Source organism: Sphingosinicella sp. SM1-17, from assembly GCF_056821765.1.
In genome coordinates this window covers 905,110-923,870 of record NZ_JBPDIO010000001.1, presented here as the reverse complement: position 1 = coordinate 923,870, position 18,761 = coordinate 905,110, and the positions used below count along the sequence as shown (strand labels likewise).

Annotated in this window: 14 protein-coding genes; 9 read left to right on the top strand and 5 right to left on the bottom strand. The window is 65.0% G+C overall.

What is annotated here, in order from left to right; genetic code table 11:
* The first annotated feature begins 67 nt into the window (after window positions 1-67).
* Both mutS and ACRYLT_RS04645 read left to right on the top strand, forming a co-directional pair.
* On the top strand, window positions 68-2,671 hold the full coding sequence (gene mutS / locus ACRYLT_RS04650) for a DNA mismatch repair protein MutS (RefSeq protein ID WP_482662939.1): 2,604 nt from the start codon (window positions 68-70) through the stop codon (window positions 2,669-2,671).
* The gene (locus ACRYLT_RS04645) at window positions 2,671-5,499 is read left to right on the top strand and encodes a [protein-PII] uridylyltransferase (protein ID WP_482662938.1); all 2,829 of its coding nucleotides are present in this window, start codon (window positions 2,671-2,673) and stop codon (window positions 5,497-5,499) included. The genes mutS and ACRYLT_RS04645 overlap by 1 nt, the downstream gene beginning before the upstream one ends.
* On the opposite strand, the gene ACRYLT_RS04640 is transcribed toward ACRYLT_RS04645, so the two are convergent.
* From ACRYLT_RS04640 to thrS, 3 genes are all read right to left on the bottom strand, one after another.
* Entirely contained in the window at window positions 5,477-8,320 is a 2,844-nt protein-coding gene (locus ACRYLT_RS04640) for a TonB-dependent receptor (RefSeq protein ID WP_482662937.1), read from the bottom strand. The two genes, ACRYLT_RS04645 and ACRYLT_RS04640, sit on opposite strands and share 23 nt — an antisense overlap.
* A 199-nt stretch (window positions 8,321-8,519) precedes the next feature.
* Window positions 8,520-9,062: a translation initiation factor IF-3 gene (gene infC / locus ACRYLT_RS04635; protein ID WP_482665395.1), complete on the bottom strand. Its 543-nt coding sequence runs from the start codon at window positions 9,060-9,062 to the stop codon at window positions 8,520-8,522.
* 107 nt (window positions 9,063-9,169) lie between these two features.
* A complete protein-coding gene (thrS, locus tag ACRYLT_RS04630) occupies window positions 9,170-11,176 on the bottom strand; it encodes a threonine--tRNA ligase (RefSeq protein ID WP_482662936.1) in 2,007 nt (668 codons plus the stop codon).
* Window positions 11,177-11,295: 119 nt separating this feature from the next.
* On the opposite strand from thrS, the gene ACRYLT_RS04625 reads away from it, so the two are divergent.
* Together ACRYLT_RS04625 and ACRYLT_RS04620 are read left to right on the top strand one after the other, a co-directional pair.
* A complete protein-coding gene (locus ACRYLT_RS04625) occupies window positions 11,296-12,036 on the top strand; it encodes an alpha/beta fold hydrolase (protein WP_482662935.1) in 741 nt (246 codons plus the stop codon).
* Window positions 12,033-12,818, top strand: a complete 786-nt coding sequence (locus ACRYLT_RS04620) for a tetratricopeptide repeat protein (protein ID WP_482662934.1) — start codon at window positions 12,033-12,035, stop codon at window positions 12,816-12,818. The genes ACRYLT_RS04625 and ACRYLT_RS04620 overlap by 4 nt, the downstream gene beginning before the upstream one ends.
* On the opposite strand, the gene ACRYLT_RS04615 is transcribed toward ACRYLT_RS04620, so the two are convergent.
* A complete protein-coding gene (locus ACRYLT_RS04615) occupies window positions 12,806-13,534 on the bottom strand; it encodes an SIMPL domain-containing protein (RefSeq protein ID WP_482662933.1) in 729 nt (242 codons plus the stop codon). The genes ACRYLT_RS04620 and ACRYLT_RS04615 overlap by 13 nt on opposite strands.
* 281 nt (window positions 13,535-13,815) lie before the next feature.
* Between ACRYLT_RS04615 and ACRYLT_RS04610 the strand changes: the two genes are divergently transcribed.
* From ACRYLT_RS04610 to ACRYLT_RS04590, 5 genes are all read left to right on the top strand, one after another.
* Window positions 13,816-14,232 (top strand): VOC family protein, encoded by a 417-nt coding sequence (locus ACRYLT_RS04610; protein WP_482662932.1) that lies wholly within the window; start codon window positions 13,816-13,818, stop codon window positions 14,230-14,232.
* Window positions 14,233-14,238: 6 nt separating this feature from the next.
* Window positions 14,239-14,646 (top strand): VOC family protein, encoded by a 408-nt coding sequence (locus ACRYLT_RS04605; protein ID WP_482662931.1) that lies wholly within the window; start codon window positions 14,239-14,241, stop codon window positions 14,644-14,646.
* Window positions 14,627-15,703: an NAD(P)H-dependent flavin oxidoreductase gene (locus ACRYLT_RS04600; protein ID WP_482662930.1), complete on the top strand. Its 1,077-nt coding sequence runs from the start codon at window positions 14,627-14,629 to the stop codon at window positions 15,701-15,703. Before ACRYLT_RS04605 ends, ACRYLT_RS04600 begins: the two co-directional genes overlap by 20 nt.
* Window positions 15,704-15,712: 9 nt before the next feature.
* Complete coding sequence (gene gloB, locus ACRYLT_RS04595) at window positions 15,713-16,441, top strand: hydroxyacylglutathione hydrolase (RefSeq protein ID WP_482662929.1); 729 nt, start codon at window positions 15,713-15,715, stop codon at window positions 16,439-16,441.
* Window positions 16,442-16,504: 63 nt separating this feature from the next.
* Complete coding sequence (locus tag ACRYLT_RS04590; protein WP_482662928.1) at window positions 16,505-16,906, top strand: hypothetical protein; 402 nt, start codon at window positions 16,505-16,507, stop codon at window positions 16,904-16,906.
* Here the strand turns inward: ACRYLT_RS04590 and ACRYLT_RS04585 are convergent.
* Window positions 16,903-18,693 (bottom strand): AMP-dependent synthetase/ligase, encoded by a 1,791-nt coding sequence (locus ACRYLT_RS04585; RefSeq protein WP_482662927.1) that lies wholly within the window; start codon window positions 18,691-18,693, stop codon window positions 16,903-16,905. The two genes, ACRYLT_RS04590 and ACRYLT_RS04585, sit on opposite strands and share 4 nt — an antisense overlap.
* Window positions 18,694-18,761: the final 68 nt, after the last annotated feature.

Sequence of the window (18,761 nt, the reverse complement as noted above, 5' to 3'; positions counted from 1 at the left end):
GGCACACCCGCTCGCAAGCCGCGGAAAGGGCGTTCCGCTCCTGGTCGGGAAGCCTTATCGATGGCGCATGGCAACTCAGTTGAAGTCGGGCTCGGCGCCTACGCCGATGATGGCGCAGTATCTTGCGCTCAAGGCCGAGGCTCCGGACTGCCTGCTCTTCTATCGGATGGGGGACTTTTTCGAGCTCTTCTTTGATGATGCCAAGGTGGCGGCACAGTGCCTCGACATCGCCTTGACGGCACGTGGCGAACATGAAGGCGAGCCGGTGCCGATGTGCGGCGTGCCCATCCACGCCGCGGAATCCTATCTTGCCCGGCTGATCAGGGCCGGCCACCGAGTCGCCATTGCCGAGCAGACCGAAAGCCCGGCGGAAGCAAAGAAGCGAGGCTCCAAATCGGTTGTGAACCGGGCGATCGTCCGGGTGGTGACGGCCGGCACGCTGACCGAAGAGTCACTGCTGGACTCGCGCGCCGCCAACTGGCTCGTCGCGGTCGCAAAAGCCGGCGATCGCTACGGCATTGCCGCAGCCGACATTTCCACCGGCCGCTTCGAGCTGAGCTCCATCCCGCTGGCGACTCTCGATGCCGAACTCGCCCGTCTTTCGGCTGCGGAGATCGTCTCCCCAGAGCCGATTGCGGGCGCCCAGGAGCGCAAGACCGGGTTCGACAGCCTGGTCGCGGAGCGGCGTTTGAAACAGCGGTTCGGAGTCCTCACGCTCGACGGCTTCGGTCAGTTCGATCGGCCCGCTTTGTGCGCAGCCGGCGGCCTGCTCGCCTATCTCGACGAAGTGGCGCGGGATTCGCTCCCCTTCATTCGACCGCCGGTGCCGGTTTCGGCCGCCGATCATATGATGATCGACGCTGCCACGAGGGAAAGCCTCGAGCTCACCGTCTCCGCTTCCGGAACCCGGGGCGGCAGCCTGCTCGCCTCGGTCGACCGGACGGTCACGGGGGCCGGTGCCCGGCGCCTTGCCGCCGAACTCGCGGCACCGCTGCTCGACCGGGGCCGGATCGAGGCTCGCCTCGAGCTTGTTTCCCTGTTCGAGCGGGAGGGGGGGCTTCGGGAAGGATTGCGCCGACAGCTTCGGGCCCTGCCCGATATCGGGCGCGCCCTCGGGCGACTGGTCGCCGGTCGCGGCGGCCCTCGGGACCTTGGCCAACTCCGGGACGGCCTGGATGGCGCGCAGCGGCTGCATGATCTTTTGAACCGCACGCCGGTCAAGCCAAGCTTGCTCGGCAACCATCTCGCCAATCTGACCGGCCACGGCGAACTGGTCGACCTCCTGTCGCGCGCGCTGGTGCCGGTCCCCCCGATCGACGCTTCGCAAGGCGGCTATATCGCCGAGGGCTATGACGCCGCTCTCGATGCCTTGCGGGCAACCGGAGGCGAAGGACGCCGGGCCATTGCCGCACTCGAGGCGCGGTACCGGGCCGAAACGGGGATCGCCTCGCTCAAGATCAGGCACAACAACGTGCTCGGCTATCATGTCGAGGTTCCGGCCCGGAATGCCGACAAGCTGATGGCGGCCGATTCCGGCTTCACCCACCGCCAGACCCTTGCCGGGGTCGTTCGCTTCAACGCGGCCGACCTCCATGAGCAGGCGATGCGGGTCGGTCAGGCGAGCGCAAACGCCCTCGCCGCCGAGTCCACCCATTTCGAGGCGCTGGTCGGAACCGCGCTTGTCCGGGCCGAGGCGATTGCCGCAACGGCCGACGCCCTCGCCGGCCTCGACGTCGCCGCGGCGCTGGCCGAGCGGGCCGTCGAAGGCGGCTGGTGCCGACCCCTCTTCACCGAGGAGAATTGCTTCGACGTCGCCGCCGGCCGCCATCCCGTGGTCGAGGAAGCGCTCGCCTCCGCCGGCGAGCGTTTCGTGGCCAACGACTGCCGCCTCGGCGCGGACAAGAGGCTGTGGCTCGTCACTGGGCCGAACATGGGCGGCAAGTCCACCTTCCTTCGCCAGAACGCCTTGATCGCCATCCTTGCCCAGGCGGGTTCCTATGTTCCCGCGGCCAGTGCAACCCTGGGCCTCGTCGACCGGCTGTTCAGCCGGGTCGGGGCCTCGGACAATCTCGCCCGGGGCCGTTCGACCTTCATGGTCGAAATGGTCGAGACCGCCGCGATCCTCTCTCAAGCCACCGATCGCAGCCTCGTCATCCTCGACGAAGTGGGGCGCGGCACCTCCACCTATGATGGACTTGCGATCGCCTGGGCCGTGGTCGAGGCAATCCATGACAAGTGCCGTTGTCGTTGCCTGTTCGCGACCCATTATCATGAACTGACCCGGCTGGCGGAGCGGCTCGATGGCTTGTCGCTTCATCATGTTCGGGCCCGCGAATGGCGCGGCGATCTTGTCCTGCTTCACGAGCTTGCGAGCGGCCCCGCCGACCGAAGCTACGGGATTGCCGTCGCGAAGCTGGCGGGGCTACCCGCGGACGTGCTGGCGCGGGCCAAGGCAGTGCTTGCAAAGCTCGAGCAGGGCCGGGCCGCGACCGGCGGGATAGCCGCAGGGCTTGATGATCTTCCGCTTTTTGCCGCCGCCGCCGGTCCTGAGGCGGCCGAGCCCGATCCGGTCCACATGGCTCTGAACGAAGTGGAACCCGATTCGCTGTCGCCGCGGGAAGCGCTGGAGCTGGTCTACCGGCTCAAGCGGCTCCAGGCGGAGAAAGGCTGATGGCGGGTCCTCTGGCTGCCATTCCGAACCGGCGCCAGATCATCGATCGACGCGCTCTGGCCGAACATATGGCGAGCGCCGACCGCGGTTCCGCAGCGGCCCTTCTGAAGGAAGCGCTGGCCTCCGGCCGAGCCGAAATCGCCCGACGGCTGGAGGAAAAGCCTTATGCGGGAACCGAGACGGCCGCGGCTTACGCTTTTCTGACGGACCAGATCCTTCGCCTTGTCTACGACTATGTCACCGAGCGGCTGCACCCGCTGGCAAATCCGACCACGACCGAGCGCCTGCTGCTGATGGCGGTGGGCGGCTACGGGCGAGGCGAGATGGCGCTTCACTCCGACGTCGACATCGCCTTCGTCACTCCCTGGAAGCCCAATCACTGGACCGAAAGCGTCGTCGAAGCGATCCTTTATCTTCTGTGGGACCTTGGCCTCAAAGTGGGTCAGTCGACGCGCAGTGTCGAGGAACTGGTCCGGATCGCCGCAGCCGACCACACCGTCCGAACGGCCTTGCTCGAGTCGCGGTTCGTCTGGGGAGACGAGCTGCTTTTCGACGAGGTTCAGGCGCGCTTCTGGAACGATGTCGCTTCCGGCAACATCCGGGCCTTCGCAAAGGAGAAGCTCGACGAACGCGATTCGCGCCACCAGCGGATGGGCGACAGCCGCTACGTCGTCGAGCCGAACGTCAAGGAAGGCAAAGGCGGCCTCCGTGATCTCCACGCCCTCTTCTGGATCGGCAAGTTCGCCTATCGCCTCGAATCCGTCGCCGGCCTGGTCGATGTCGGCCTGCTGTCTTCGGTGGAGTTGGGTCAGTTTCAGCGGGCCGAGCGGTTCCTGTGGGCGGTACGCTGCCATCTGCACGTCATTGCCGGCCGTGCCGAGGAACGCCTGACGTTCGACTATCAGCGCGAGATTGCGGCGCGGATGAACTATGCCGACCGACCAGGCAAATCGCCGGTCGAGCGATTCATGCGGCACTACTTCCTCCACGCCAAGACGGTCGGCGACCTCACGGGAGTGTTTCTCGCGCATCTCGACGAGAAGTTCGCGCGCCGAGGGCAGCGGCTCTTCTACCTGCCCGCGCTGAGACGGCGGCCGAGGCGACTCGAAGGCTTCATGCTCGATCGCGGCCGGCTTGCCGTTCCGGACGAGGACTTCCTCGCCGAAGATCCGGTTCGGCTGATCCAGATGTTCGCTCTCGCGGACCGCTATGAGCTGGAGACCCATCCGCTCGCAATGCGTTCGGCCGCTCGGCACGCAAAGTTGATCGATTCGGCGGTGCGGTCCGATCCTCGGGCCAATGCATTCTTCCTCGATGTGCTGACCAGCCCGCGCGACCCGGAAACCGTCCTGCGCTGGATGAACGAAGCCGGCGTGTTCGGGCGCTTCATTCCCGATTTCGGCCGTGTGGTCGCCCGGATGCAGTTCGACATGTACCATCATTACACGGTGGACGAGCATTCGATCCGGGCCATCGGTCTGCTTTCGCGGATCGAGCGGGGGGAGCTGAAGGCGGACCACCCACTCGCGACCGCGCTGATCAAGCGGATCTCTTCCCGCCGGGTCCTGTACGTTGCCGTTCTTCTTCACGACATTGCCAAGGGTCGAGGCGGCGACCACAGCCAGCTCGGCGCCGAAGTCGCCCGCTCCCTTTGCCCCAGGCTGGGTCTCACCGACGCGGAGACCGAGACCGTCGCCTGGCTGGTGCGCTGGCACCTCCTGATGTCGGCGGCCGCCTTCAAACGGGATCTCGCCGATCCCAAGACGATCCAGGACTTCGCCGATCGGGTCAAAAGCCTGGAGCGATTGCGCTTGTTGTTCATCCTTACCGTGGTCGACATTCGCGCCGTTGGTCCCGGTACCTGGAACAGCTGGAAATCGCAGCTGCTCCGGGAGCTGTTCGAACGCGCCGAAGAGGTCCTTCGGCTCGGCCACAAGCAGAAGGGGCGCAAGGAACGGATTGGGGCGGTCCAGGACGGATTGGCGGAGCGGCTCGGCTGGGAGGAAAGCCGCTTTGCCCGGCTGACCTGGCGGCTGCCGGACAGCTACTGGCTGGCGGAACCTGCCGAGGTGATCGACGCCAACGCCCGGCTGATCGATTCCGCCGATCGCCATCCTGATCGGGTGAAGCCGGTGGAATTGCGGGCCGTCGGGGAGCGCGGTGCGACCCTGGTGACGATCTATGCGAAGGATCGTCCCGGTCTCTTCTATCGCGTGGCCGGGGCGATAAGTCTGGTGGGCGGCAATATCATCGATGCCCGAATCCACACCACCGACGACGGCATGGCGCTCGACAATTTCCTCGTCCAGGACATGACCGGCAGCCTGTTCGAGGATCCGCGTCAGCTGGAGCGGCTGGAGCAGGCCGTTCTCGCAGCGGTGGGTGGACAGGAGCCGCAGTCGGACAGGCTGGCGGCTCGGCCGCTGCCGCGTCGCCGGGCGGAAGCCTTTTCGATCCAGCCGGCGGTGTTCATCGATAACCAGGCTTCAAGCCGCTACACCGTCGTCGAAGTAAATGCCCGGGATCGCGCGGCCCTCCTTTCCGAGCTGGCGCAGGCGATCTACCGGTCGAAGGTCACGATCCGAAGCGCTCACATCGCCACCTATGGAGAGCGAGCGGTCGATGTCTTCTACCTTGCCGACCTGGACGGCGCCAAGATCGACAAGCCCGGCAAGCTGAAGACGCTTCAAGCGCGCCTGCTGAAAGCGGCGGCCGGAGACAGCGCCGCCAAACGCCCAACCCAGAAAGGAAAGGCCCCCGCCGTCGCCGGCAGGGGCCCGCCCCCTTCAACCGCTTCCGTGACGATTAGAAGCGGAAGCGACCGGTGATCCCATAGGTCCGCGGCTCGGCAAGATAGCTGGTAAAGAGCTGATTGGCCGTTCCGCCGAAGGCCTGGACCTGAGCGCGGCTGTTGGAGCCCTGGAATGGGGCATTGAACGCGACCTGCTGATAATCGGTGTTGAACAGGTTCTGCGCCCAGAGCTCGACAGCCCAGCGCTGGCCGGGGCCGCGGATTCCGAGACGCGCATTGATGACCGCGAAGGAATCCTGCTCCTTTTCGGGGAACAGGTCGGAACCGGTATTGAAGTCGGAGGTCAGGCGGCCATCGACATAGACCAGACCCGTCAGCCCCGAGCCGCCGATTTCCGGAGTCCAGGTGACGGAAGCGGTCGCGACGATCTCCGGGGCGTTCGACAGATTGTCCCCGGGCAGCAGGAACAGCGCCGGATCCAGCGGTGAACCCGTGTCCTGGCCGACGAGATCATCGGCGTAGCGAGTGTCGGCATAAGTGAAGCCGGCAGTCATCTGCAGGTCCCGGCGCGGGTAGATGGCAGCCTCGACTTCGACGCCGGTGGTCGTCACACCCGCGTTAACGTCGTCCGGGTCGCACCTTCCGGTGGCTCCACTCAGATCGGAATCGGTGGTGCCCAGGTCGGCGCTGCAGCCATTGATGTTCTGGACCAGGAAGACCGAGCCGTTGAACGTGTTCAGCTGGAAATTGCTGAAGCGCTGGTGGAACGCCGCGACGTTGACCAGGAAACGCCGCTCGGTCCACTTGAAGCCGACTTCGAAGGCGTTGACGATTTCCGGGTCGAACTGGAGATTGGCCGTGCCGAATCCGGGGCCCCGGCCGCCGAACTGGCGGGGATCGCCGGGCGCGAAGATCGGCTGACCGAGCGCCGAGCGATCGAGATTGAAGCCGCCCGCCTTGTAGCCGCGCGAATAGCTTCCATAGAGCAGGAAGTCGGGATCCGGCTGATAGGAGAGCACGCCGGTTCCGGTCCATTCGCTCTCGTCGCGGGAATCGGAGAGGTTGAGCGAGCTGAGGGCGCTGGACGAGTTGCCCTGGCAGGTCAGGTTGACGATTCCGGCGATCAGCGGCTGGAGCTGCGCCGGCAGCGGCGTCGCGCCGCCGGTCAGGAACGGAGCGTAGAAGGCCTGCTGGACCGGACAGGCCGTATTGGTGTTGTTGAAATTGGCCGAGAAATCCTTGTTTTCGTTGGTGTACCTGAGGCCGATCGTCAGGCTGAAATTGTCCGTGATGTTGAAGATGTTGTGGGTGAACAGCGCCCAATTGGTGCTGTCCTGGAAATAGTTTGAAACATTGTCGCCGACATTGTTGACGGTGCTCAGCCGGTCCAACCCGGCAAGCACGAGGGGCGCCGCAGCACCGAAGCCGGCCGCAAACGCCTGGCGTGCGGTTACTCCGGGGGCCACCAAACCGGTGCTGAGGCAGCCTGGATTGGCAGGGTTGCGGAGTGCCGGGTTGGGGTTGACGGTGGCGACAAGGCGGCAGGAGGCGAAGGCGCCATATTGCGAGCCGAAACGAAGGTTGTCGCGGACGTGCAGGTCCTCGTTGGCGAAATAGCCGCCGACGAGCCAGTCGAGGAACCCGTCGAAGGCGGAGCCCTGAAGGCGGATCTCCTGAGTGAAGGTGCGGAACTCGCGGAAGGCGTTGTCGTCATCGTCGCGCCGCAGGATGTCGACATTGGTATAGTCGGTGTCCGAGGGGAAATAGTTGATATAGTCGCGATAGGCGGTGATCGAGGTCAGAGTCGCGGGACCGAGATCATAGTCGATCTGAAGCGAGATACCCCAGTCCGTGGTCTCGCCTTCGTAGGTCGTCCCCGGGGTGATGGCGATCTGGCGGTTGTACGGGTCGCCGATCGACGGGAAGACGCCGCCCAGGCTCTGCAGCACGTCGAGGATTCGGTTGCCGGTCGGCGAGCCGCCTTCGCCCGGCTGGCGATAGGCAAAATCTCCCGGGACGCCGGGGGTGGGATCATAGGTCTCCCGGGTTTCCACGAAGACGGCACCGCAGCAGGATTCGCTTCGGGTCGAGAAGTCGCCGATCAGGCGCATGCTCAGGGCGTCGTTGGGCTCGAAGAGCAACTGTCCGCGCGTGAAGATGCGATTACGGTCGTTGACTCGTTCTTCGGTCCCGCCGGCGGCATTGACGACATCGTAGAAGCCGTCACGGCGCGCGTAGACAGCATCGAGCCGGAAGGCGAGACTTTCGGATATCGGTCCGGTAACCGCTCCAGACGCCCGGACATAGTCGTAATTGCCGTAGGAAAGCTCGGCGAAGCCGCCAAACTGGAATTCGGGGCGGCGGGTGATGACATGGATCAGACCGGCAGACGCGTTGCGCCCGAACAATGTGCCCTGCGGACCGCGAAGCACCTCGATCCGCTCGACTTCGCCAAGCTCGTTGAGACCGATTCCGGAGCGTGAGCGGTAGACACCGTCGATGAACACGGCGACCGAGCTTTCGAGACCCGGATTGTCGCCCACCGTGCCGATGCCGCGGATCCGGGCGGAGCCGTTGCCTTCGCTGCCGGTCGACGAGACCAGAAGGGAGGGCGCAAGCTGGTTGAGCTGCCGGATGTCGTTCGCACCGGAATTCTGCAGCTGCTCGCCCCCCACCGCCTGGACCGCGAGCGGAACGTCCTGAAGCAACTGCCGACGGCCCTGCGCCGTGATGACGATGTTCTGGCCCTGCCCCTGGTCGGGATCGGCATTCTGGACCGCTGCGTCCTCGGTCGGACTGGAAGAGGTCGGCGGCTCTTCAGGGCCGGTTCCGGGTTGCGCATAAGCCGGCGCGGCAATGGCGGCAAAGCTGGCAGACAGCAGCCAAATGGTCTTCATCCTACCCCTCCCAAATTGGTTTGTTTGGGAAAAAGCTAACCCGGATGTGACCTTTCCGCCAGCGGAAAAACCGCAGTTTCCCGTAGCTTTGCGGAGTTTTATGGCAAATCCGCAACAGAATAGTTGCAACTTGCAACGGGCAAATCCAGCTTCCGCTACGGAAAGCTGGATTTCGCCGGAGGCTGCGGATTTGCGATTATCAGCGCGGCGCCAGCACCATCAGCATCTGGCGGCCTTCCATTCGGGGATGCTGCTCGACCTTGGCGGTTTCGGCGACGTCCGCCTGCACCCGCTGGAGCAGCTGCATCCCGAGCTCGCCATGGGCCAGTTCGCGGCCGCGGAAGCGCAAAGTGACCTTCACCTTGTCGCCTTCCTCGATGAACTCGTGGATCTTGCGCATCTTCACGCCATAATCGTGATCGTCGATGTTCGGACGCATTTTGATCTCCTTGATCTCCTGCGTCTTCTGCGACTTGCGGGCAAGATTGGCCTTCTTCTGCGCCTCGTACTTGTACTTGCCGACATCGAGGAACTTGCAGACCGGCGGGTCGGCGTTGGGCGACACTTCGACCAGGTCGAGCCCGGCTTCCGCGGCCTGCTCGATGGCCTCCGCGGTCAGCATCACTCCGAGATTTTCGCCATTTTCATCGATCACGCGCACGCGCGGCACGGAGATGAATTCGTTGAAGCGTGGGCCGCTGAGCGGCGGGGCGCTGGGACGCCGGTTGAGAGGCGGACGTATGTTTGAATCTCCTGAAGTCGAAAAACTGCCCCCAGTTAGTGGACAAAGGCACGGATTGAAAGACGCCGCCGCGACGGCGACCGCATTTCATCGCGCTCTGTGGCGGATCAGCCGCGAAGGTCGGGGGGCAACGCCTCCGCTTTGAGCCGTTCCACCAGATGGTCGAGCGGAAGCACTTCCTGGCGGGCGTCGACGCCGAGCGGCCGAAGCGCGACCGTGCGCTCCTCCGCTTCGCGCTTGCCGATCACCAGCAGATAGGGAACTTTGGCAAGGCTGTGCTCGCGCACCTTGTAGTTGATCTTCTCGTTGCGAAGATCGGATTCGGCGCGAAGCCCGGCCGCGATCAGCTTCTCGGTCACTTCCCGGGCATAATCGTCGGCATCGGAGACGATCGTCGCGACGACGGCCTGAACGGGGGCAAGCCAGAGCGGGAAGCGTCCGGCATGATGCTCGATCAATATGCCGATGAATCGCTCGAACGTGCCGAGGATCGCACGGTGGAACATTACCGGCCGATGCCGTTCGCCATCCTCGCCGACATAGGAAGCGTCGAGCCGTTCGGGCAAAACATAGTCGAGCTGAAGTGTCCCGCACTGCCAGGTGCGGCCGATCGCGTCGGTGAGATGGAATTCGAGCTTGGGCGAATAGAAGGCGCCCTCGCCCGGCAACTCCTCCCATTCATATTCGGGAGTCGCTCGGCCGGTCAGCCTTACCGCTTCGCGAAGGTCGCTCTCGGCCTTGTCCCACATCTCGTCCGAGCCGAATCGCTTCTCCGGCCGAAGAGCGAGCTTGATCGCATATTTCTCGAACCCGAGATCGCGGTAGATCAGGTCGAGCAGGTCGCAGAAGCGCCGAGTCTCCTCGACGATCTGGTCTTCGCGGCAGAAGATGTGGGCGTCGTCCTGGGTGAACTGGCGAACCCGAAGGATACCGTGGAGCGCGCCATGCGGCTCGTTGCGATGGCAGCAGCCGAATTCGGCCAGCCGAAGCGGCAGATCGCGATAGGACTTGATACCCTGCCGGAAGATCAGGACGTGGGCCGGGCAGTTCATCGGCTTGAGCGCCATCAGGTCGGCGTCGCCGGAAAGGACCGGATCTCCTTCCTCCGTACCGGGAATCTCGTCCGGCACGATGAACATGTTCTCGCGATACTTGCCCCAGTGGCCGGATTGCTCCCACTGGCGCGCATCCATCAGCTGCGGCGTCTTCACCTCGAGATAATCGGCCGAATCCAGCCGCCGGCGCATATAGGCCTCCAGCTGCCGCCAGAGCATATAGCCCTTCGGGTGCCAGAAGACGGAGCCATGCGCCTCGGCCTGGAGGTGGAACAGGTCCATTTCCTGGCCGATCTTGCGATGGTCGCGCTTGGCCGCTTCCTCCAGCCGCTGGAGATGCTCGTCCAGCTGCTTCTTGTTGAGCCAGCCGGTACCATAGATGCGCGAAAGCATCGCGTTCTTCTGGTCGCCTCGCCAATAGGCGCCCGAAACCCGGGTCAGCTTGAACGCATTGGGGTCGAGCTTGCCGGTCGAAGCGAGATGAGGTCCCCGGCACATGTCGAGCCAGTCGTCGCCGGACCGATAGACGGTCAGTTCCTCGCCTTCCGGCAATTCGGCGGCCCACTCGGCCTTGAAGCTCTCGCCATGCTCCCGGAACCAGGCGATCAGCTGGTCCCTGGTCCAGACTTCGCGAGTCAGCGGCTTGTCGGCTCTGATGACTCGCCGCATCTCCTCTTCGATCGCCGGTAGGTCCTCGTCGGTGAACGGGCCGCGGCCGGGCGGAGGTGCAAAATCGTAGTAGAAGCCGTCGTCCGTCGCCGGTCCGAAGGTGATCTGGGTACCCGGAAACAGATTCTGCACCGCCTCGGCGAGCACATGGGCATAATCGTGGCGGACAAGCTCGAGCGCATCCTTCTCGTCGCGCGCAGTGACGATGGCGAGCTCGGAGTCGCGCTCGAGCGGGCGGCCGAGGTCGCGAACTTCGCCGTCGACCCGCGCCGCCAGAGCGGCCTTCGCCAGGCCAGGCCCGATCGCCGCCGCCACCTCGGCCGGAGTCGTTCCGGGCTGCACTTCGCGGATGGAGCCGTCGGGGAGGGCGATCTTGATGAGCTGCGTCATGGTCGGGGCCATAGATAGGAGCGCGACCGCGTCAAGGAAACCCGATGCGAGGTCGGAGCGTGTCGTCGCACGGGTACGCCCGCTCGCTTCGGCGCAGCGGCCTTGGTAAGGCCGCGGTCATGAACGATCCTTCCTTCCTCGAGATCGACGAGAGCCGGCGCCTGGCCTATCGCTTCAGGCCCGGTCGCGGCCCGGTTCTGATCTTCCTGCCCGGCTACATGTCGGACATGGAGGGCAGCAAAGCGACCGCACTCGATCGCTGGGCAGAGGCCGAGGGGCGAGCCATGCTTCGCTTCGATTATGCCGGCTGCGGCTCAAGTCCCGGCGATTTCGACGTCCAGACCCTGCACGGCTGGCGCGACGATGTTCTGGCGATGATCGACCATGTCGCGCCGGAACGGGTGGTACTCGTCGGCTCGTCGATGGGCGGCTGGCTGATGTTGCTGGCGGCGCTGGCTCGCCCGGACAGGGTCGCCGCCCTTGTCGGCATTGCCGCGGCGCCCGACTTCACGAGCTGGGGCTATAGCGAGGATCAGAAGCTGACCATTCTCAGTTTCGGCAAGCTCGTCGAAGACAGTCCCTATGGCGACCAGCCTTACGTCACCACGCGAGCCTTCTGGGAAAGCGGCGAGGCATTGCGGCTGCTGCACGGACCGGTCGACCTCGACTGCCCCGTTCGGCTGCTGCACGGGCAGGCCGACACCGACGTGCCCTGGACTTGGTCCCTCGAAATCCTCAACCGGCTCCGTTCAGCCGACGTGCAGATGGCTCTGGTCAAGGATGGCGATCACCGTCTGTCGCGCGAGTCGGATCTTGCGCTTCTGATTGCGACGGTAAGCACGCTGATGGAGCGATTGTGATTTCGATCCTGCTGGCGCTCGCCGCCACCCAGATTGCCGCTCCGGCCGATCCGGCGGCGGAAGCGCGATTTCGCGAGTGCGCGACACTCGCCCGGTCGAGCCCCGACCAGGCGGTGGAGCAGGCCAATGCCTGGCGGCTTGCCGGAGGCGGCATCCTCGCCCGGCAATGCCTGGGGCTGGCTTATGTCACTCTTGAGCGCTGGGCACCGGCGGCGACGGTTTACGAACAGGCCGCGCGGGACGCCGAAGCGGCTCGCGACGTTCGCCAGGGCGATTATTGGGTTCAGGCGGGAAATGCCTGGCTTGCGGCCGGCGAACCGACCAAGGCGATCCATGCGCTGGATGCGGCGCTCGCCGCGCCCGCGCTGACTGACGAACTGCGCGGGGAGGTCCATCTCGACCGGGCCCGCGCACTGGTCGCGCTCGACAACCTGGCCGGAGCGCGCGAGGCCCTGAACCGGGCGCTTGCGCTGGTTCCGACCGATCCGTTCGCCTGGTACCTGTCGGCCGCGCTGGCCCGCCGCGAGGATGATCTGGGCCGCGCCCGGGCCGACATCGACCGAGCTCTGCAGATCGCACCGGCAAACCCGGACTTCCTCTTGCTTTCCGGTACGCTGCACGGCCTCGCCGGCAATATGGAGGAGGCTGAACGGCTCTATCGCCGGGTCGCTGAATCAGCGCCCGACAGCGATGCCGGCCGAGCGGCCAGGGAAAGCCTGGCCACTCTCCGGCAGGTGGAGGAACCGGTCTCGCCGGCTTCCTCCGCGCCTCAATCCAGGTAGAATTCGATCGTGGTTACGACCCGCACCTTCTGAAAGGGCGAGTCCCGGCCGCCAAAGCCTTCCTCCGTCGAATCTCCGTCCCTCGGTCCGATCGAGAAATAGCCCTGGGTCGCCGAACGGATTCCACCGACACCGGTGCCTGAATCGCGGGCGAACTGTTCGGCGCTTTCCCTGGCATTGCCCGTTGCCTGGGCGATCATCTCCGGCTTGATGTCGTTGAGCCGGGTGAAGACGTACTGGATCCCCGATCCCTCCTGGATCGCGACTCCGCCGCGGATCAGGTCGAACTGGCGCGCATGGGCGCGGCGGGCGCGGGCGATGTCGCTGGTGCGCAGCTGAACGCGGCGGTTGATGGTCACATTATTCTCGCCGCGACTGCTGTCGAAATACTGGCTTACCGATCCGCCGGCGTCGCTGATCGAATCGGCGGGAAAGCCTGCCGTCCGGAAGAATTCGGCGACCGCTCGAGCGTCGCGGTCGACCTCGGCCTGGACGGCGGCAAGTTCCGTCCCCTGGGCGCTGAAGGTGAGCGTCCAGGTGGCCAGGTCGGCCGTGACGTCGCGTTCTGCGAGCCCGCGGACGGTCACCGCCCGATCCGCCATTCGTGCCCTGCGCAATCCGTCCCCGAGCAGATATCCGCCGACGATGATACCAAGCGCAAGCACCAGGGCTGCGACCAGAGTGGCATTGCGCGTAACGATCGAGCCTTCAGCCATACAGCCTCCTCAGCCGGCTCGCCCAGCCGACCCGATCATTTCACATGAAGCTGATGAACCGTGCATTTATAGCGACGAGTCGAAGATTGTTGGAGGGCCTCGTCGTAAATCCCGCCCGCAGACCGGAAGGGTCCATCCTGCACACCTCCACGGCAGGGGGGGAACCGTCGCGAACATGTGCGCAGAACAAGAATATCGAGGATCGCCATCCCCCTTCTGGAACGAGGCCGGCAATCGCCCTATCTGACTGCATCTCAGGTCCGAGACGAAGGTAGAGCGTTGTGAAATATCTTCATACCATGATCCGGGTCTCCGATCCCGATGCGACGGTCCGCTTCTTCGAGCTGCTCGGGCTGCGCGAGCTGCGCCGGATCGAGAATGAGCAGGGACGCTTCACGCTCATCTTTCTCGCTGCCCCCGGCAACGAGGATGCCCAGATCGAACTCACCCATAACTGGGACGAGAGGGGCTATGGCGAAGGCCGCAATTTCGGCCACATCGCTTATGAGGTCGACGATGTCTACGAGACGTGCCGGCGACTGATGGATGCAGGCGTGACGATCAACCGACCGCCCCGCGAGGGGCGAATGGCGTTCGTCCGCACACCGGACAATATTTCGATCGAGTTGCTGCAAAAGGGTCCCAACCTGCCGATCGAGGAGCCCTGGGCATCCATGCCGAACACGGGCCATTGGTGACTCCGGATGGCCGTGCTGCTGGTCAACATCGACGTGCCCGACCTAGCCGCCGGCGAAGCCTTCTACATCCAGGCCTTCGGGCTCACCGTGGGGCGCCGGATGGGGGCCGACGTCCTTGAACTGCTCGGACTCGATGCGCCGATCTACCTGCTGCGCAAGCCGGCCGGCACCAGGGCGACGCTCAGCGCAATGGGGGAGCGCCATTATTCCCGCCACTGGAGCCCGATCCATCTCGACATAGCCGTCGACGATCTCGACGAGGCGACGGCGCGCGTGCTCGCCTTGGGCACAACCCTCGAAGCTCCGGCGGGCGAAGCCCCTTATGGCCGGATCGCCATGTTTGCCGATCCGTTCGGCCACGGCTTCTGCCTGATAGAGTTCAACGCCGACGGCCATGATTCGCTTGCGACCTGACGAGCCGAGCTTCGCGGCCGTGCTCGGGAGCCGGCTGCCGATCATCCAGGCGCCGATGGCAGGCGCTGGCGGAGTGGAACTGGCTGTCGCTGCGATTGAGGGAGGCGCCGTCGGTTCGCTGCCTTGCGCCATGCTCACGCCCGATCAGATCGTCGCTCAGGCGGAGGAGGTTCGCCAGCGTTGCGCCGGACCGCTCAACCTCAACTTCTTCTGTCACGCCATGCCGGAACCGCGTGACGATCGCTCTTGGCGCGAACTGCTCGCGCCCTTTTACAGCCGCTTCGGCATCGCAGGCTCTGACGGAGAGGGTCCGATCCGCCGGCCGTTCGACGACTCCGCGTGCACGGCGGTGGAAAAGGTCAGGCCGGAAATCGTCAGCTTTTATTTCGGCCTTCCCGAGCCGCGCCTTCTCGAGCGAACCCGCGCTGCCGGGGCAAGGATCATCGCAACCGCCACGACGATCGACGAAGCCCGTTGGCTCGCGGATCGCAAGGTCGACGCCATCGTCGCCCAGGCTTGGGAAGCGGGAGGTCATTCCGGTCGCTTCCTTGCCGACCCGCCCGAGGCGCAGATGGGTCTCATGGCCCTTCTCCCCCAGATCGTCGACGCGGTGGAGGTGCCGGTCATCGCTGCGGGCGGGATCGCCGACCGGCGCGGGATTGCGGCCGCCTTCGCGCTTGGCGCCGCGGCGGTTCAGATCGGCACCGCCTATCTGCATTGTCCCGAAAGCCTGATCACGCCCGTCCATCGTGCCGCGCTGCGCTCCGATCGGGCCGAAAGGACGATGTTCACCAATCTGTTCAGCGGCCGACTCGCTCGCGGCCTGGTCACGCCGCCGATGGACTCGCTTGGGCCGGTCAGGGCCGAGGCACCGCCATTCCCCTTCGCGACGGCGGCGCTGATGCCGCTGGCACGGGCGGCGGATGCAATCGGCGAGGAGGGGTTCAGACCGATGTGGTCGGGCCAGGCGGCGCGGCTGGGCGAGGCGGTTCCCGCCCGGATCCTGACTGAGCGGCTCGGCCGGGCTGCGCTGGCCTTGTTGCGTGTCCAGGTCTAGGAAGGCTCGATGCTCGAAATCGCCCGCATCCCCGTTCTCAGCGACAATTATGTCTGGCTTGCTCACGAGCCGGAATCGGGCGAGACCGTCGTCGTCGATCCCGCTGTCGCCGATCCCGTGCTCGAGGAGGCGGACCGGCGCGGATGGCGCATCAGCCAGATCTGGAACACGCATGGGCATCCCGATCACACCGGCGGCAATGCGGCGATCAAGTCGGCGACCGGCTGCCTGGTCACGGCCCCGGCCGCCGAAGGGGACCGGATCCCGACGCTTGATCGATCCGTCCGCGAGGGTGACCGGGTCTTTCTCGGCGGGGTCGCCGCCGACATCCTCGAGGTGCCGGCCCATACCGCGGGTCACATCGCCTATCATCTGCCTGGCGAAGGCCTGATCTTCGTCGGCGATACCTTGTTCGCGATGGGCTGCGGCCGCCTCTTCGAGGGGAGCGCGGCTCAGATGCATGCCAATCTCCAGCGTCTCGCGACTCTTCCGCCGGAAACCCGAGTCTATTGCGCTCACGAATATACGCTTTCGAACGGCCGGTTCGCCCTGACGGTCGAGCCGGACAATCCGGACCTCGCCGCTCGGATGGCCGAGGTGGAAACCGCCCGCGCGGCTGGCGAGGCGACGGTTCCGACGACGATCGGCCTGGAGCTCGCCACCAATCCGTTCATGCGCGCCGACTCGGTCGAACAATTTGCCGAGCGCCGCAGCGGCAAGGACAGCTTCCGCGGCTGACCCGGTCCGGCGGCGGACGGAGAATATATCGTCGGCGATCGTTGCAGCGGCAGGAGGACCGCCATGAGAAGCCTGACCGCGATCACTTTCGTCTCGCTTGCCGCCTGCACCGCATCTGCAGGCACGGAGGTCCGGTCCAGCCCGGAAGCGCAGGCCCGGCTTCAGGAGGCGATCGGCGGCCGAACGGCCGAGTCTCCGGTCGCATGCATCCAGCAGCGGCAGATCACCGGTCGACGGATCATCGACGAGGGCACGATCCTGTTCGAGACCACTGGCGGGCGGGTCTATGTCAACCGCACCCGCAACGCCTGTCCTGGCCTTCGCCCGTGGCACGCCTTGCGCACCCGAACGCTTGGCACCTCCCTGTGCGAGGGCGACCTGGTGATCGGATTCGATCCGAACGCCGGTATCGAATATGGCGGCTGCACTCTCGGCGAGTTCACGCCCTACAGCCGCTCAGGCTAGCGTTTGTAGAGCGAATCCAGCCGCTCGCCATAGACTTGCTTGATCACGTGCCGGCGAATCTTGATAGACGGCGTCAGCTGCTCGTTCTCGACGCTGAACGGCTCGTCGGCGATGATGAAGCGCCGCACCTTCTCGATTACCGAGAGCTCGGCATTCACCCGGTCCACGGCCGCCGCGACCGCGCGGATGAAGTCGGGGTCGGTCTTCATCCGGTCGAAGTCGCAGCTCCGGCGATTGGAGGCGCACCAGTCCGCACTCCATTCGGGGTCAGGAACGATCAGCCCGACCACATAGGGCCGCTTGTCGCCGACGACCATGGCCTGGAGAATCTCCGGCTGGAGCGTCAGCATCCCCTCGATCTTGGCCGGAGCGACATTGTCGCCCTTGTCGAGAACGATGATGTCCTTCTTGCGGTCGGTGATGACGATCCGCCCCTTCTCGTCGATATGGCCGACGTCACCGGTGTGAAGCCAGCCGTCCTGCAGGGCTCGGGCGGTCTCCGGATCGTTGCGCCAATAGCCGTGCATGACCAGCTCGCCGCGGACCAGAATCTCGCCATCGTCGGCAATCCTCACTTCCGTATTCTTCAGCGGAGGACCGACCGTATCCATCTTGAGGCCCGAATTGGGACGGTTGCAGCTGATCACCGGAGCCGCTTCGGTCTGGCCGTAGCCCTGAAGCAGGGTCAGTCCCAGCGAATGGAAGAAGATCCCCACGTCCGGGTTCAGAGGCGCTCCGCCGGACACCATCGCCTTGATCCGGCCGCCGAAGCGGGCAGCGATCTTCGGCCTCAAGGTTCGGCGCAGAAAGAAGTCCATCGGCCGATCCCAGAGCGGGACCGACCCGGAATAGGATTTGGCGCCGATGCTGAGGGCCCGATCGAGAAGGTAGTTCTTGAACTTCCCTTCCTTCTCGACCGCCTTGAGGATCCGCTGCCGAAGAACCTCGAACAAGCGTGGCACGACCACCATGATGGTTGGGCGGACCTCCTCGATATTCGAGGCAAGCTTCTCCAGACCTTCCGAATAATAGATTTGCGCCCCAAGCCCGATCGGGAACATCTGCCCGCCAGTATGCTCATAGGCGTGGCTGGCGGGGAGAAAGGAAAGGAAGATCTCGTCGTCCCAGCCGAAATCCTCGGAGATGATCGCCGTGCAGCCCTCGATATTGTGGAGGATGGCGCCATGATGCTGTTTCACCCCGCGCGGGGCGCCGCCAGTGCCTGACGTGTAGATGAGGCAGGCAAGATCCTCGCGGCGGAAGTCCGCTTCGGCCGCGCAGCCTTCGCTATCCGCCTTTTCCGCCTGAATCAGGCTCACCCAGTCGTGAAAGGCGACGTTGCCGGTCTGGCCGCCCGGCAGCGGCTCCAGCCCGATCGCATGCTCGCAGCTGTTGGAGCGAACGGCCGCCGGCAAGAGGGCCCGGGCGAGCTTCTGCGTGGAAACGATCACCGCTCGGGCGCCGCTGTCGTCCAGAATGTGCTGGTGGTCGCGCTCGGTGTTGGTGGTGTAGGTTGGCACGGTCACGCAGCCAGCCGCCATGATGGCGAGATCGGAGATCAGCCATTCCGGCCTGTTCTCCGACACCAGCATCACTCGATCGCCTTTCTCCAGGCCAAGGCGCTTCAACGCAGCGGCGAGGCGCGACACCTGCCGCGCCGATTCCTTCCAGCTGATCGAGCTCCATTGGCCCTTCTGCTTGGCCCAGAGGAAGGGCGCATCGCCCTTCTCTCGAGCGCGAGTGAAGAACATGGTTACCAGATTCGGAAATTGCTCGAGCTGACGCATCGCCCCTCCCCAGATCGCACGGTTTGCCGCGTCGTTGCCCGCATTCCTAGCGGGCTTGTCCGAAGCGC